14 protein-coding genes are annotated in these 14,579 nt (G+C 61.7%); 7 read left to right on the top strand and 7 right to left on the bottom strand.

Annotated elements, in window-relative coordinates; genetic code table 11:
• Entirely contained in the window at positions 1–1,158 is a 1,158-nt protein-coding gene (locus AB7M25_RS23535; protein WP_429387207.1) for an efflux RND transporter periplasmic adaptor subunit, read from the bottom strand.
• A gap of 265 nt (positions 1,159–1,423) precedes the next feature.
• Here AB7M25_RS23535 and emhR point away from each other — a divergent pair, with 265 nt between their 5' ends.
• Complete coding sequence (gene emhR, locus AB7M25_RS23530; RefSeq protein WP_015093857.1) at positions 1,424–2,056, top strand: efflux system transcriptional repressor EmhR; 633 nt, start codon at positions 1,424–1,426, stop codon at positions 2,054–2,056.
• A gap of 230 nt (positions 2,057–2,286) precedes the next feature.
• Here the strand turns inward: emhR and AB7M25_RS23525 are convergent, their stop codons facing one another.
• Genes AB7M25_RS23525 through AB7M25_RS23515 form a run of 3 tightly spaced genes read right to left on the bottom strand, consistent with a single transcriptional unit; the run spans position 2,287 to position 4,870 of the window.
• Positions 2,287–3,336, bottom strand: a complete 1,050-nt coding sequence (locus AB7M25_RS23525; protein ID WP_429387205.1) for an alkene reductase — start codon at positions 3,334–3,336, stop codon at positions 2,287–2,289.
• A 30-nt stretch (positions 3,337–3,366) separates the two neighbouring features.
• On the bottom strand, positions 3,367–4,533 hold the full coding sequence (locus AB7M25_RS23520) for an MFS transporter (RefSeq protein WP_217837427.1): 1,167 nt from the start codon (positions 4,531–4,533) through the stop codon (positions 3,367–3,369).
• Positions 4,534–4,567: 34 nt separating this feature from the next.
• Complete coding sequence (locus tag AB7M25_RS23515) at positions 4,568–4,870, bottom strand: ArsR/SmtB family transcription factor (protein WP_007983055.1); 303 nt, start codon at positions 4,868–4,870, stop codon at positions 4,568–4,570.
• A gap of 170 nt (positions 4,871–5,040) precedes the next feature.
• On the opposite strand from AB7M25_RS23515, the gene AB7M25_RS23510 reads away from it, so the two are divergent.
• Complete coding sequence (locus AB7M25_RS23510; RefSeq protein ID WP_429516966.1) at positions 5,041–5,619, top strand: acyl carrier protein phosphodiesterase; 579 nt, start codon at positions 5,041–5,043, stop codon at positions 5,617–5,619.
• 123 nt (positions 5,620–5,742) lie between these two features.
• Here the strand turns inward: AB7M25_RS23510 and AB7M25_RS23505 are convergent, their stop codons facing one another.
• Both AB7M25_RS23505 and olsB read right to left on the bottom strand, forming a co-directional pair.
• A complete protein-coding gene (locus AB7M25_RS23505) occupies positions 5,743–6,534 on the bottom strand; it encodes a lysophospholipid acyltransferase family protein (RefSeq protein ID WP_429387202.1) in 792 nt (263 codons plus the stop codon).
• Positions 6,534–7,289 carry an L-ornithine N(alpha)-acyltransferase gene (gene olsB, locus AB7M25_RS23500; protein ID WP_007976720.1) on the bottom strand — a complete coding sequence of 252 codons (756 nt, stop codon included), beginning with the start codon at positions 7,287–7,289 and terminating at the stop codon, positions 6,534–6,536. The genes AB7M25_RS23505 and olsB overlap by 1 nt, the downstream gene beginning before the upstream one ends.
• Positions 7,290–7,444: 155 nt before the next feature.
• Here olsB and AB7M25_RS23495 point away from each other — a divergent pair, with 155 nt between their 5' ends.
• The 5 genes from AB7M25_RS23495 to AB7M25_RS23475 all read left to right on the top strand — a co-directional run bounded on the left by AB7M25_RS23495 (position 7,445) and on the right by AB7M25_RS23475 (position 11,921).
• Positions 7,445–8,323 carry an acyl-CoA dehydrogenase family protein gene (locus tag AB7M25_RS23495; RefSeq protein ID WP_429560222.1) on the top strand — a complete coding sequence of 293 codons (879 nt, stop codon included), beginning with the start codon at positions 7,445–7,447 and terminating at the stop codon, positions 8,321–8,323.
• 179 nt (positions 8,324–8,502) lie between these two features.
• Positions 8,503–9,597, top strand: coding sequence for a serine hydrolase domain-containing protein (locus AB7M25_RS23490; RefSeq protein ID WP_429560221.1), 1,095 nt, complete (start codon positions 8,503–8,505; stop codon positions 9,595–9,597).
• On the top strand, positions 9,594–9,917 hold the full coding sequence (locus AB7M25_RS23485; protein ID WP_429560220.1) for an amidase: 324 nt from the start codon (positions 9,594–9,596) through the stop codon (positions 9,915–9,917). Before AB7M25_RS23490 ends, AB7M25_RS23485 begins: the two co-directional genes overlap by 4 nt.
• Before the next feature lie 254 nt (positions 9,918–10,171).
• Complete coding sequence (locus AB7M25_RS23480) at positions 10,172–10,762, top strand: YceI family protein (protein ID WP_454238056.1); 591 nt, start codon at positions 10,172–10,174, stop codon at positions 10,760–10,762.
• Position 10,763: 1 nt separating this feature from the next.
• On the top strand, positions 10,764–11,921 hold the full coding sequence (locus AB7M25_RS23475) for a phospholipase D-like domain-containing protein (protein WP_429387192.1): 1,158 nt from the start codon (positions 10,764–10,766) through the stop codon (positions 11,919–11,921).
• A 126-nt stretch (positions 11,922–12,047) separates the two neighbouring features.
• Here AB7M25_RS23475 and bglX read toward each other — a convergent pair whose 3' ends face one another.
• A complete protein-coding gene (gene bglX / locus AB7M25_RS23470) occupies positions 12,048–14,339 on the bottom strand; it encodes a beta-glucosidase BglX (RefSeq protein WP_454238055.1) in 2,292 nt (763 codons plus the stop codon).
• Positions 14,340–14,579 lie beyond the last annotated feature (240 nt).

The following is a 14,579-nucleotide window of genomic DNA, read 5'->3' as shown; positions in this document are numbered from 1 at the left end:
TTACTCCCCTTTTCCGCCAGAGGCTTTATCAGCTGTCTGAGCGGGGGCCGGGTTCTTTGCGGCTACGTTGGTCGCTTCACTGGCCTTGACTTCGATGCCGGGTTTGACGAATTGCAGACCTTCGGTGATCAGGCGATCGCCGGCCTTCAGGCCGTCTTCGATCAGCCACTGGTTGCCGACGGTGCGGTTGGCCTTGAGATGACGCAGTTCGACCTTGTTGTCCGGGCCGACAACCAGAGCGGTCGGGGTACCCTTGAGGTCGCGGGTCACGCCTTGCTGCGGGGCCAGGATCGCCGCGCTGTTCACACCGGCCAGCAACTTGGCGTGCACGAACATGCCAGGCAGAAGGGTGTGGTCAGGGTTCGGGAAAATGGCGCGCAGGGTGACGGAACCGGTGGTCTGGTCAACCGAGATTTCGGAGAACTCCAGCTTGCCGTCCTGCTTGTACTCGCTGCCGTCTTCCAGGGTCAGCTTGACCGAGGCCGCGTTGTCGCCGGCTTTTTGCAGGCGACCGCTTTCCAGCTCGCGGCGCAGTTGCAGCAGCTCGACCGAAGACTGCGTCACGTCGACGTAGATCGGGTCGATTTGCTGAATCACCGCCATCGCGTCAACCTGGGCATTGCTGACCAGCGCGCCTTCGGTCACCGAGGAGCGGCCGATGCGGCCGGTCAGCGGGGCATAGACCTTGGTGTAGCGCACGTTGATCTGTGCGGTTTGCAGTGCGGCTTCCGATTGCAGGCGGTTGGCCACGGCGGTGTCGTATTCCTGACGGCTTACAGCCTGCTCGTCGACCAGTTGCTTGTAGCGGTCGGAAATCGACTTGGTCGAGCGCAGGTTGGCTTCGGCGCTTTTCAATGTCGCTTCATAGACCGACGGATCGATCTGATAGAGCTGCTGGCCGGCCTTGACGTCGCTGCCTTCCTTGAACAGGCGCTTGAGAATGATGCCGTTGACCTGAGGACGGACTTCGGCAATGCGGAACGCACTGGTACGGCCAGGCAGATCGGATGTCAGGGTGAACGCTTGCGGTTGCAGAGTCACGACGCCGACCTGAGGCGGTGGGGCGGCCGGTGCTGCCTCTTCCTTTTTGCATCCGCTGAGCAGCGATGCCAGGGCGACGGCGGCGACCAGAGCGGTAACAGCTGGCTTGAATTGCATGAAAATCCTCGGGTCAGGCGCGCAACGTGCGCACTAGAAAGGTGGAAGGTTGAAATATGGTTGCCGAGTGGATAAGTAGCTTGCTAAGTAATATACTTACGTACATGGTTGTTTGTAAATACCCAGGCGGCGTATCAAGGTCGTTACACAAGCCGTTGAAAGGTTGGAATTGTAGGCCGGGGACGAACCCCCAGAACGTTCGCCCCACTTTTATTCAGCTGATATTCAGACATCGCTGAAGCACCCTGATTGAGGTTGTACTGCCATGGTCCGTCGTACCAAAGAGGAAGCTCAGGAAACCCGCGCGCAAATTCTCGTGGCGGCCGAAAAGGCCTTTTACGAGCGAGGCGTGGCGCGTACGACCCTGGCGGATATCGCCACTCTGGCCGGCGTCACTCGTGGGGCCATCTACTGGCATTTCAGCAACAAGGCGGATCTGGTGCAGGCCATGCTCGACACCTTGCATGAGCCGCTCGAAGAAATGGCCAAGGCCAGCGAGAGTGAAGACGAACTCGATCCCCTGGGCTGCATGCGCAAGCTGCTGATTCATTTGTTTCATCAAATTGCGCTGGACCCGAAAACCCGGCGCATCAATGAGATTCTTTTTCATAAGTGCGAATTCACCGATGAAATGTGCGACCTGCGCCAACAGCGGGTGTCGGCCAGCCTCGAATGCAACGTGCGAATCGGTCTGGCCCTGAGCAATGCCGTCAATCGAGGGCAGTTGCCGGAAAACCTCGACACCGCCCGCGCCGCGATCAGCTTGCATGCTTATATTGACGGCATCCTGTACCAGTGGTTGCTGGCCCCCGACAGTTTTGAATTGCATACCGAAGCCGAACGATGGGTCGATACCGGGCTGGACATGCTGCGCTTGAGCCCCAGCCTGCGCAAATGAAACAAAATTCGTAATCGGGCCCGCGTGTGTCAGCGCTCGATGTTTATTAATGGGGTGCTTTTATATACGTACCCTTGGCAGGATGACAGGTAGCAAGCTCAGTATTTTGTAGGGAATTTGTGTCGAGATGGTGAGAAACCTATCCATACCTTGTGGGAGTGCTGAACCATCAGGTACAAAAAAGCCCCGGCTCTTTCGAGTCGGGGCTTTTGCGTTTCAATGGCTGCCGCTTACAGCGTCGGGTAGTCGATGTAGCCGACCGGGCCCTTGGCGTAGAACAACTCCGGGCGCGCTTCGTTAAGCGGTGCGTCGGCCTTCAAGCGTGCCGGCAGGTCCGGGTTGGCGATGAAGGGGACGCCGAAGGCGACCGCATCGGCCTTGCCGCTGGTGAGCAACGCGTTGGCGCTGTCCTTGGTGAAACGCTCGTTGGCAATGTAGGGGCCGCCGAAGGCTTCCTTGAGTTGCGGGCCGAGGCTGTCGGCACCTTCTTTCTCGCGCGAGCAGATGAAGGCGATGCCACGCTTGCCCAGTTCGCGAGCGACGTAGGTGAAGGTTTCAGCCAGGTTGTCGTCGCCCATGTCATGCAGGTCGGCGCGTGGCGACAGGTGCACACCTACACGGCCTGCGCCCCAGACTTCGATGGCGGCGTCAGTCACTTCCAGCAGCAGGCGGGCACGGTTTTCCAGGGAACCGCCATAGTTGTCGGTGCGCTGGTTGGTGCTGCTTTGCAGGAACTGGTCGAGCAGGTATCCGTTGGCGGCGTGGATTTCCACACCGTCGAAGCCGGCGGCCTTGGCGTTCTCGGCACCGACGCGGTAAGCGTCGACGATGTCGGCGATTTCAGCGGTTTCCAGGGCGCGCGGAACCGGGAAGTCGGCCAGCGGACGAACCAGGCTGACGTGACCCTTGGGCTGGATGGCACTCGGGGCGACCGGGGCTTCATCGTTCAGGTACAAGCCGTGGGAAATGCGACCCACGTGCCACAACTGCAGGAAAATCTTGCCGCCCGCGCCATGGATGGCCTTGGTCACGTTGGACCAGCCACGTACCTGATCGTTGGACCAGATGCCCGGGGTGTCCGGGTAGCCGACGCCCATCGGTGTCACCGAAGTCGCCTCGCTGAGGATCAGCCCGGCGGACGCACGCTGCACGTAGTACTCGGCCATCAGCGCGTTGGGTACGCGGCCTTCATCGGCGCGGCAGCGGGTCAGGGGCGCCATGATGATGCGGTTGGCCAACTCAAGGTCGCCCAGTTTGATCGGATCGAAAATAGACGTCATTTATTGCAGCCCTCGTGAGGTAGTGGTTGATCAGTTGGTAGCCGGTGCCAGATCGGGATTGCCGCTCTGACGGAAAGTAATCAGGGTGACCAGCAGGGCGAGTACCGCCAGTACGGCTGCGGCGAGCGGCACGCTGGTCAGGCCGAAGCCATGGGCGATCACACTGCCGCCGACCCAGGCACCCAGGGCGTTGCCGATGTTGAAAGCGCCGATGTTCAGGGTCGATACCAGGTTCGGTGCGGCTTTGCCGAACGTCACCACGTTCACTTGCAGCGCCGGCACGGCGGCGAAGCACGCGGTGGCCCAGAGGAACAGGGTGATTTCGGTCGGGATCAGCGCGACGCTGGTCCAGGTCAGCACGGTGGACACCACGGCCATGGTCACGAATACACCGATCAGGGTCGCGGCCATGCCTTTATCGGCCAGCTTGCCGCCGATGATGTTGCCCACCGTCAGGCCCAGGCCGATGAGCATCAGGGTCCAGGTCACGCCACGGGGCGAGACACCGGTGACTTCGCCCAGCAGCGGCGCGACGTAGGTAAACAGGGTGAACACCGAGGCGGCGAACAGTGCCGTCATGCTCAGGGACAGCCAGATGCCGGCGCCCTTGAGTGCGGCCAGTTCGGCGCGCATGTCGAGTTTTTCTTCATCGCGCTTGGCCGGCAGGAAACGGATCAGACCGATCAGTGCAATCACACCGATCACGGTCACCGCCCAGAAGGTCGAACGCCAGCCGGCTTCCTGACCGAGGGCGGTGCCCAGCGGTACGCCGAGGACGTTGGCCAGGGTCAGGCCGGTGAACATCAGGGCCACGGCCGAGGCGCGTTTGTTCGCAGGCACCAGGCCGGCAGCCACCACCGAACCGATACCGAAGAAGGCTCCGTGGCACAGCGCGGTGACCACTCGGGCAAACATCAGCACGTTGTAGTCGCCCGCTACTGCGCAGAGCAGGTTGCCGATAATGAAGATGCCCATCAACGCCACCAGGGCGGCCTTGCGCGGCAGCCTGGCGGTGGCCAGCGCCATGAACGGCGCACCGATGGCCACGCCCAGGGCGTAACCGGTCACCAGCCAGCCGGCACCGGGAATCGACACACCGAGGTCGGCCGCCACGTTGGGCAGAAGGCCCATGATGACGAACTCGGTGGTGCCGATGGCGAAGGCGCTCAAGGCCAGGATGAGTAGCGAGAGGGGCATGTCTAATTCCTTTTCGGCTGACTGACTTTAAGGGTCAGAGCTCTTTACTGAAGGTCTTGAGGAACTCCTGAATGGTTTCCTCATTGCGTTTGAAAAAATGCCACTGGCCGACTTTGCGGCTGCTGATCAGGCCGGCGCGTTGCAGGGTCGCCAGGTGTGCGGACACCGTGGACTGCGACAGGCCGCAACGTTGATCGATCTGCCCGGCGCAAACGCCGTGCTCGTTGCTGTGGGACTGGTCGGGAAATTCGACGGTCGGGTCCTTGAGCCAGTGCAGGATTTCTCGCCGTACTGGGTGTGCCAGGGCTTTTATTATTTCGTCGAGATTGATGGTCATGATGTGGGCTCGTGATGTTTAAAACGCTATATCGCGATGAGGCGAACTTTAAATCGGTATTTCGCGATATACAAATATGATTTGGCTCTGACCCGCTCACATTTCGGTATATCGAGTTATAACGATACGTTGAGTGTAACAAGACAAGGGGGCAGTGCTAAGCTGCGCCCATGAACTATCTCGCACATCTTCACCTCGGTGGCCAGCGTCCCGGCCAATTGCTCGGCAGCCTGTATGGCGATTTCGTCAAGGGACGCCTGCAAGGGCAATTCGCTCCGGACATCGAAGGGGCTATCCAGTTGCACCGCAGCATCGACGTGTTCACCGATCGCCATCCTCTTGTGGATGTCGCGTTGTCGCGTTTCTCCCTGACCCGTCGTCGCTATGCGGGGATCGTGCTCGACGTGTTTTTCGACCATTGCCTGGCGCGGGACTGGAGGCTGTATGCCGACCGGCCGCTGGAACTGTTCACTTCGGACGTGTACCGCGTGCTGTCCAGCGAGCGGCAACTGCCGGAGCGGCTGGCGAAGATTGCGCCGCACATGGTGGCCAATGACTGGTTGGGCTCGTATCAGGAATTTGAAGTGCTGGAGCAGGTGTTGCGCGGGATCTCGCGGCGCCTGACCCGGCCGGAGGAACTGGCGGCGGCGATGCAGGAGTTGCGGCAGTTGTATGAACCGTTGAGCGAGGACTTTCGGCTGTTCTATCCGCAGTTGCAGGATTTTGCGCGGAACTATCCAACGCCCTAAAACCCATGTGGGAGCGGCGGTTCGGCGCTCCGACTTGCTCGCGAAGGCGTAGTGTCAGGCGACATTGATATCGGCTGAGACTACGCCTTCGCGAGCAAGCCCGCTCCCACAGGGGATCTGCGTTTATGCTGCGATAGCAGGGCGCATCGGTGCTCGCTGAGGTTCAATGACAGCGCCAAACAACGCCTTCTGCACCGCCTGCTGCGCCTCGAACGCCAGTGCCGCGCGTTCCCGACCTTCACACGCGATTGGCTTGAGCAGATGAATCTCCACGCCGCCACGGTCATTGGCGAACAGACGCATCAGGTGCGACAACAGATCATCGTCGCCAATGAACGGCGCCAGTGCGCAAGGCTCGCCGTCACGCACATAACGGATCGCCACCGGCTGCAGCGCCACTTCGGAGTCGATGGCGGCAGACAGCAGGCGACCATGGAAGGTGCGCAGCGAACGGCCATCGGTGGTGGTGCCTTCCGGGAACATCAACAGCGGATTGGCCTGTTCCAGATGACGGGTCATCTGCTTGCGGATCAACTGGCTGTCACCCGAGCCGCGACGGATGAACAGGCTGCCGGCCTTGGCCGCCAACCAGCCGGCCACCGGCCAGGTGCGCACTTCGGCCTTGGACAGGAACGACAGCGGCGTGAGCATGCCCAGCAGCGGAATGTCGGTCCAGGACACATGGTTGCTGACCCAGAGCATCGGTGTCTTCGGCAGCTCGCCGTGGACGGTCACGTCAAAGGGCAGGGCGTTGCCCAGGCGGGCCATGAAAAATCGCGACCAGCGCTGACGACGCGCCATCGAGTGGGCCAGGCCCAGGCGTTCGAACACGCCGAACACACTGGCCATGCCCAGGCCCAGCGTCACCACCATCAGCACTCGCGCGATTCGCGCGTACACCCGCAACCGGCTCATTACACAGCCGCCTTGAAGTGTTTGGCGTAGCGCGGGCAGAGTTCGTCGCGCTTGAGCAGGATGAACACGTCGGCGACCTGGAAGTCTTCGTCCCAGCACGGCTCGCCGCAGATCTTCGCGCCGAGGCGCATATAGGCCTTGAGCAGCGGTGGCATTTCGGCAATCACGTTGGACGGGATGTCCAGGCTTGGCAGCGGGTTTTTCGGCTCGGCGCGCAGGTGTTCGGTGCACAGGTAGCGTTCGCGCAGACGCTGCATGATCGCATGGGCCTGCACGCCGCCATCCTGCATCGGAATGCTCGCGCAACCCATCAGGTAGCTGTAGCCGCCCTGGTTCAGGACTTCGGCCAGTTCGCCCCAGAGCACGGCGATGGTGCCGCCATTGCGGTAGGCCGGGTCGACGCAGGTACGACCGATTTCCAGGATCGGGCCTTGCAGGTGCACCAGGCCGTGGAGGCTGAATTCTTCTTCGCTGTAGAACTTGCCCAGGCTGCTGGCAGCCGTGTGGTCGAGCAAACGGGTGGTCGCCACCAGGCGCCCGGTGTTCAAGTCACGCACGCCGATGTGGGCGCAGTGAACGTCGTAGTCATCCATGTCCAGACCCAGTTCAGCGCCCTTGAGCTTGGCGTTGAATTCGCCGCTGAACACGTTGAAACGCAAGGCCTGGGCTTCCTGCAACGCCTCGGCGCCCACCAGGCGTTCGGCTTGCAGGCGGCGTTCGTTGGCGGTGTCGCTGATGCGGGCGATCTGAGTCATGGCGATTCTCCGTGCGGGCTGCTCACCCGTCTTTGGGTTACAGCGGATCGACTTTCTTTATCTAGCCGTGTTGTGCAAAGTCAGGCTATGTAGCCCCGGTGTCATCGCCATTAAGCTTTGGTGATGCTTATATGACAGCCCTCGAGGAGCCTCTTATGCCCTGGCAAACCCTGTTGAACAGCCGTGATCGCTTGCCCGCCAACCCGGACCTGGCCGAAGGTTTCGCGACTTTGTTGCAGCAGTTGGGCACGGTCACGCCGTTTGAATTGGCCGTGCTGGGCGGGCGGCTGATGGCGACGCCGGGATTGGCGTTTCTGGTGGGGTATCAAGCGGCATTGCGCATGCTCTGGCCGAGCGCGCCACTGAGCCTCGGCGCGCTGTGCGCCACCGAACAGCGCAGCCTGCGCCCGGCCGACATGCAAACCCGCCTGAGCGGTTTGCGTCTGAGCGGACGCAAGGATTTCGTCACCGCCGGCGATGCCGCCGACTGGCTGCTGGTGGCGGCGCGCTGCGAGGAACCCGGCGCCGACCCGCGCTTGAGCCTGGCGGTGATCTATTGCGATGAGCCGGGTGTGAGGGTGGAAAAACTGGCGCCGATCCCGTTGATGCCGGACATCAGCCACGGCCGGTTGTTTCTGGATAATGCCTTGTGCGAATTGCTCGCCGGGGACGGTTGGGATGCGTACGTCAAACCGTTCCGCACGCTGGAAGACATCTATGTACTGAGCGCCATGACGGCGTGGCTGTATGGGGTCGGTCAGGACTGTGCCTGGCCGCCATCCTTGCAAATGCGTCTGCTGGGGCTGTTGGCAGGGTGCGCGGAAACCAGTCGCCAGCCACCGACCAGTCTGGCCGGGCATGTGGTGCTTGGCGGGGTGTTCGCGCAGTTTGACGCGCTCAAGACTGAAGTGAATGAGGCACTGGCCGGTGGGCCCCCGGAGTGGGTGGCGATGTGGCAGCGCGATCAAGCGGTGATGGATCTGGCGGCGGGAGCCCGGGGGAAGAGGTTGGCCAAGGCATTGGCGGTGCATTGACGGGCCTCATCGCTGGCAAGCCAGCTCCCACAGGGATCTCTGGCGCACACAAAATCATGTAAGACACAGAACTTGTGGGAGCTGGCTTGCCAGCGAAGACGTCTTTATTGGCGCTACAAATTTCAGAACTGTCATTAACCTCGACTAGGCTCAGCAGGTTCAATCTCCGAGCCCCCGCCATGCCCAAAGGCTTGTCCCTGATTTTCCTGCTGTTGCTCAGCGTCACGGCCCAGGCCGAGTACTGGCCCGCCGAGCAATGGCCAACCGCCCCGACGCCGACCGGCCCGGCGCTTCAAGCTTTGGAGGCCTACGCCTTCCCGTCCCGCGATGACGGCACTCGCCAGGGCATTCGCACCGATGCCTTGCTGGTGATTCGCGACGGCCAGTTGCTCTACGAACGCTATGCCGGCCCGACGACGGCCGAGACGCCGCACCTGACCTGGTCGATCAGCAAGAGCCTGATGGCCGCCGTCCTCGGCGTGGCCTATGGCAAAGGCTTGTTCAAACTCGGTGACCCGGTGGCGAAGTTTTATCCGCCCCTGCAAAAACATCCCGACATGACCATGGCCGACTTGCTGCACTGGGCCTCGGGCCTGGACTGGCAAGAAGACTACGAGTACGCGCCGCTGAAATCTTCGGTGGTGGCCATGCTCTACACCCGCGGGCACCACGACATGGCCGCGTTCACTGCGGCGCATGAAGCGTACGCCGCGCCGGGTCAGGCATTCCGCTACTCCAGCGGCGACAGCAACCTGTTGTCCGCCGCGCTGAAAACCATCGTCGGCCCCGACCGTTATCCCGACTATCCATGGACTGCAGTGTTCGAACCGCTGGGCATTCGCCACGCCGTTTGGGAAACCGATGCCACCGGGACGTTCGTCGCGTCGTCCTATGCCTACCTGACGGCACGGGATCTGGCCCGGGTCGGTCTGTTGATGGCCCGCGAGGGGCGCTGGGGAGACAGGCAACTGCTGCCCAAGGACTGGGTGGCGTTCAACCGCGAGCCGTTCGCTCACTATCATGCCCATGAAGACGATGCCGTCCCCGGCGGCCAGTGGTGGCTCAATCGAGCGGTCGAGGGCGCGGCACAACCCTGGCCCGATGCCCCCGCCGATACCTTCGCGGCACTGGGGCATTGGGGGCAGGCGATGTATGTGGTTCCCAGCGAACAGCTGGTGATCGTCCGCTACGGCGATGACCGCGACGGCAGTTACCGGCACAACGAATTGCTCAAGCTCGCGCTCAAGGCCTTTGCCGGGAAGGTGCAGCCATGACCGGGTTCATCCGTCGTCGACCGGTCAGTTCGCTATTGCTGATTGTGCTGATCGCCTTGCTCGGCTGGATCTGGCACGAGCGTGAGGCGCTGTGGGCGTTCCCCGACATCATCAGCGCCTACACCGCCAAGGAATATTGTTCGTGCCGCTATGTGATGGGTAACGATACCCAGTACTGCCACGGCTATGTGAAGCAATGGCTGCCCGCCAGCGGCTTTACCGATGACCCGAGCGCCAAGCGCGTAACGGTCAGCGGCATGGGCCGCAGCAACAGCGCCGTGTGGATCGGCGAGCGCCAGGGCTGTCGCCTGCAACCTTGATCGCAATGAAATGGTGAGGCCTTGCGAGGGCTCCTGTGGCGAGGGGGCTTGCCCCCGTTGGGTCGCGAAGCGGCCCCAAAACCTGCAACTTCGGTAAACCAGAAAAACCGCGATCACCGAGTTTACGACTGCTTCGCAGTCGAGCGGGGGCAAGCCCCCTCGCCACAAAAAGCGGGTTTGGTGCAGTAGACGGCTTGCAATGCGCTGAGGGCCGGTTAAGGTTCAGCACAGGTTTATCTGCCCCACGAGTTTCTATGTTCAAGCGCTCCACCCTTCAAACCCTCGCTTTCCTGCTGCTGACCGGTGCCGCGTTGTCGGCCCGTGCCGATTGGTACCTGGATGGCGAATCTTCACGCCTGTCGTTTGTCAGCACCAAAAACGCCAATGTTTCCGAGGTGCAGCGTTTTCTGGTGCTGCATGGCAAGGTCGATCCCCAGGGGCTGGCGCAGGTGGAAGTCGAACTGGAGTCGATCAACAGCGGCATCCCGTTGCGCGATGAGCGCATGCGCAAGGAGCTGTTCCAGGTCGAGCGGTTCCCCGACGCCTTGATCACCACGAAAATCGATCTGCGCCCGATCAACGACCTCGCTCCCGGTGCGCAGCTGGAATTGCGTCTGCCGCTGATGGTCGACCTGCACGGCAAACAGCACGAATACCAGGCCGAACTGTTGGCCACCCGTCTCGATGACCGGCGCTTCCAGGTAGTGACCCTTGAACCGCTGGTGGTCAACGCCGAGGATTTCGATCTGGCACCGGAACTGGAAACGTTGCGCAAAATGGCCGGTCTCTCGGCCATCAATCTTTCGGTGCCGGTGGGTGCGGTGCTGATTTTCACGGCGCGTTGACATGGCCGGAGCGATTTTTCCCTGGCGTGAAGGCAACCACTTCGAACTGCTGATCGATGGCCCACAGTTTTTTCCTCGCATGCTGGTGGCGATTGCGCGGGCTGAAGAACAGGTGGAGCTGGAGCTGTATCTGGTGGAGGCGGGTGCCTGTGCCGAGGCCATGGTCCAGGCATTGGTGCAGGCCGCCGAGCGCGGTGTACGGGTGCGCTGCCTGTTCGATGATTACGGCAGCCTCGCCTTCACCCTGGCCTTGCGTCAGCGGCTGATGGCCGCCGGGGTGGAGCTGCGTTTCTACAATCGCCTGAGCTGGCGACGCTGGGTCGGCAACTTCTACCGCGATCACCGCAAGCTGCTACTGGTGGACCAGAGCCTGGCCGTGGTCGGCGGCACGGGCGTCACCGATGAGTTCTGGACGCCGGGCGAAGACGTCAGCGAATGGCACGAAGTGATGGTGGAAATCACCGGCCCGCTGGTGCTCGATTGGCAGCTGCTGTTCGATCGTCAGTGGATCGCCAACCGCCATCGTCGCGCCTGGCGACCGGCCTCGCATTTCGGCTTGCCACGGTTACCCCGTGTACCGTCCAGTGGCGAGGGGATGGGCCGGGTGGCCTATGCCGACGCCCGTCAACACCGGGACATTCTGCAATCGCTGGTGCGCGCCCTGAACAGCGGTCAACGACGGATCTGGCTGGCTACGCCGTACTTTCTGCCGACCTGGAAAGTCCGCCGCTCCCTGCGCCGGGCGGCTGCCCGCGGCGTGGATGTGCGCTTGCTGCTCACCGGCCCGCGTACCGATCACCCCTCTGTGCGCTACGCCGGGCATCGCTACTACCCGCGGCTGCTCAAGGCCGGGGTGAAGATCTACGAATACCAGCCGTGTTTTCTGCACTTGAAAATGGTCCTGATCGACGACTGGGTGAGCATCGGTTCGTGCAACTTCGATCATTGGAACCTGCGCTTCAACCTGGAAGCCAACCTGGAAGCTCTGGACCCCGGATTGACTCGAGCGGTAGCGGCGAGCTTCGAGCACGACTTCGCTCTGAGCCAGCAAGTCAGCCTGGAGGAGTGGAAGCGTCGGCCGTTGTGGCGGCGGGTCAAGCAGCGGATGTGGGGATGGGTGGATCGGGTGGTGGTGAATCTGCTGGATCGACGCGGCTGAACCAACGAAGCCTTTGTAGGAGCTGGCTTGCCAGCGATGAGGCCATCACATTCAACATATCCGTTGACTGTCAGGCCGCCATCGCTGGCAAGCCAGCTCCTACAGAGGGCTGCGCTGCTTTAGGGATTACAGCAACTCAAAACTCTGCTGCGTCACGTCCTCTGAATCCAGGCCGATCTGCACGTTGAACTTACCCGGTTCTGCTGCGTACTTGAGCTGGGTGTTGTAGAACTTCAGGTCATCCTCGGTGATGGTGAAGTGCACGACCTTCTGTTCGCCGGCCTTGATCATCACTTTCTGGAAGTTCTTCAGTTCCTTGATCGGGCGGATCATCGAGCCTGCCACGTCCTGGATGTACAACTGCACCACGGTTTCGCCGTCGCGCTTGCCGGTGTTTTTCACGGTGACACTGGCGTCGAGCTTGCCGGTCTTGTTCAGCGTGGTCGACGACAGCGCCATGTCGCTCAGGCTGAACTCGGTGTAGCTCAGGCCGTAACCGAACGGGTAGAGGGGACCTGTGGTGTCATCGAAGTACTGCGAGGTGTAGTTGCCTGGCTTGCCCGGGGTGAACGGCCGGCCAATGGTCAGGTGGTTGTAGTAGGTCGGAATCTGGCCGACCGAACGCGGGATGCTGATCGGCAGTTTGCCCGACGGGTTGTAGTCGCCGAACAGCACATCGGCGATGGCGTTGCCGCCTTCGGTGCCGGTGAACCAGGTTTCGAGGATCGCGTCAGCCTGTTCCTTTTCTTCGAGGATCGTCAGTGGACGACCGTTCATCAACACCAGCACCAGCGGTTTGCCGGTGGCTTTCAGGGCACGGATCAGCTCGCGCTGGTTTTCCGGGATGTTCAGGTCGGTGCGGCTCGACGATTCGTGGGACATGCCACGGGATTCGCCAACGGCGGCAACGACGACATCCGCATCCTTGGCCGCTTTCACCGCTTCGTCGATCAGCACGTTCGCCGGGCGCGGATCATCCACCACTTCCGGGGCGTCGAAGTTGAGGAAGTTCAGGTAACCGAGGATTTTCGGGTCGCTGGTGATGTTGGCGCCACGGGCATAGATCAGTGTCGATTTATCGCCCAGGGCGTTGGTCATGCCGTCGAACAGGGTGACGGACTGCGCAGGCCTGCCCGCGGCGGCCCAGCTACCCATCATGTCGATGGGCGCCTTGGCCAGCGGACCGACCAGGGCGATTTTCGCGGTCTTCTTCAGCGGCAGGATCTCGTTCCGGTTCTTCAATAGCACCTGGCTGCGGCGTGCCACATCACGGGCTTCGGCGCGGTGCAGGCGGCTGTCGGCGTAGGTGTCGACCGGATCATCCTCGGCCTTGCCGATGCGCAGGTACGGGTCCTTGAACAGGCCCATGTCGTACTTGGCGTCGAGCACCGCACGCACGGCGTTGTCGATGTCGCTCTGCTGGATCTCGCCGGACTTCAACAGCCCTGGCAGCTCTTTGCCGTACAGGGTGTCGTTCATGCTCATATGGATACCGGCCTTGATCGCCAGCTTCGCCGCTTCGCGACCGTCGGCGGCAACGCCGTGCTTGATCAACTCGAAAATCGCCCCATGGTCGCTCACGGCCAGGCCCTTGAAGCCCCACTCCTTGCGCAGCAGGTCGTTCATCAGCCAGGTGTTGGCGGTGGCCGGCACGCCGTTGATCGAGTTCAGCGCGACCATGACCCCGCCAGCACCGGCATCGATGGCGGCGCGGTACGGTGGCAGGTAGTCCTGGTACATCTTGACCGGGCTCATGTCGACCACGTTGTAGTCGCGGCCACCCTCGACCGCGCCGTACAGGGCGAAGTGCTTGACGCTGGCCATGATGCTGTCGGCCGCGTTCGCGCCAGTACCCTGGAACGCCTTGACCATCACGCCGGCAATGCGCGACACCAGGTAGGTGTCTTCGCCGAAGCCTTCGGAGGTACGGCCCCAACGCGGGTCACGGGAGATGTCGACCATCGGCGCGAAGGTGATGTCGAGGCTGTCAGCCGCGGCTTCCTTGGCGGCGATGCGCCCGGACAGGCCGATGGCATCCATGTCCCAGCTCGAGGCCAGGGCCAGCGGGATCGGGAAAATGGTGCGGTGGCCGTGGATCACGTCGTAGGCGAAGAACATCGGGATCTTCAGGCGGCTGCGCATGGCGGCGTCCTGCATCGGCCGGTTTTCCGGACGGGTGATCGAGTTGAACGTACCGCCGATGTTGCCTGCTGCGATTTCCTTGCGGATCATTTCGCGAGGCATTTCCGGGCCGATGCTGATCAGGCGCAGCTGGCCGATTTTTTCATCGAGGGTCATTTGCTTCATCAGGTTGCTGACGAAGGCTTCCTTGTTCTCCAGGGGTGCGGGCGTCGTGGCGGCCAATACGTTATGACTGGCCAGGCTGACGAACAGGCCCAGCAAACACAGCTTCTTCATGAATAGTTTTCTCAAGGGCCCAAACGGCGATATGCACGCCGGCCAGCCAAAATTTAGGGAGCGTCTATTGTTGTTCGGGTGCCGGCTCAAAAAAACAGAGCCAAAAAACGACAGCCGGGTGGCGGATGCGTTTTCGCGCAGGGCCTCTTTTTAGCCCATCGGCCCGTTGCAATCCAGAGGCGCGGGCGATTATGCCCCAAGAGCCGGTCCAGAAGGTTTCACGGTCGGTTTTTTCATGAA

The organism is Pseudomonas sp. AP3_22 TE3818 (assembly GCF_053628995.1).
Note: the sequence above shows the minus strand (reverse complement) of the source record. Positions and strands in the feature narration are given on the sequence as shown.

Coding starts and splice junctions, on each gene's coding strand:
- AB7M25_RS23535 (WP_429387207.1), bottom strand. CDS start 1,158: ATGCAATTCAAGCCAGCTGTTACCGCTCTGGTCGCCGCCGTCGCCCTG.
- emhR (WP_015093857.1), top strand. CDS start 1,424: ATGGTCCGTCGTACCAAAGAGGAAGCTCAGGAAACCCGCGCGCAAATT.
- AB7M25_RS23525 (WP_429387205.1), bottom strand. CDS start 3,336: ATGACGTCTATTTTCGATCCGATCAAACTGGGCGACCTTGAGTTGGCC.
- AB7M25_RS23520 (WP_217837427.1), bottom strand. CDS start 4,533: ATGCCCCTCTCGCTACTCATCCTGGCCTTGAGCGCCTTCGCCATCGGC.
- AB7M25_RS23515 (WP_007983055.1), bottom strand. CDS start 4,870: ATGACCATCAATCTCGACGAAATAATAAAAGCCCTGGCACACCCAGTA.
- AB7M25_RS23510 (WP_429516966.1), top strand. CDS start 5,041: ATGAACTATCTCGCACATCTTCACCTCGGTGGCCAGCGTCCCGGCCAA.
- AB7M25_RS23505 (WP_429387202.1), bottom strand. CDS start 6,534: ATGAGCCGGTTGCGGGTGTACGCGCGAATCGCGCGAGTGCTGATGGTG.
- olsB (WP_007976720.1), bottom strand. CDS start 7,289: ATGACTCAGATCGCCCGCATCAGCGACACCGCCAACGAACGCCGCCTG.
- AB7M25_RS23495 (WP_429560222.1), top strand. CDS start 7,445: ATGCCCTGGCAAACCCTGTTGAACAGCCGTGATCGCTTGCCCGCCAAC.
- AB7M25_RS23490 (WP_429560221.1), top strand. CDS start 8,503: ATGCCCAAAGGCTTGTCCCTGATTTTCCTGCTGTTGCTCAGCGTCACG.
- AB7M25_RS23485 (WP_429560220.1), top strand. CDS start 9,594: ATGACCGGGTTCATCCGTCGTCGACCGGTCAGTTCGCTATTGCTGATT.
- AB7M25_RS23480 (WP_454238056.1), top strand. CDS start 10,172: ATGTTCAAGCGCTCCACCCTTCAAACCCTCGCTTTCCTGCTGCTGACC.
- AB7M25_RS23475 (WP_429387192.1), top strand. CDS start 10,764: ATGGCCGGAGCGATTTTTCCCTGGCGTGAAGGCAACCACTTCGAACTG.
- bglX (WP_454238055.1), bottom strand. CDS start 14,339: ATGAAGAAGCTGTGTTTGCTGGGCCTGTTCGTCAGCCTGGCCAGTCAT.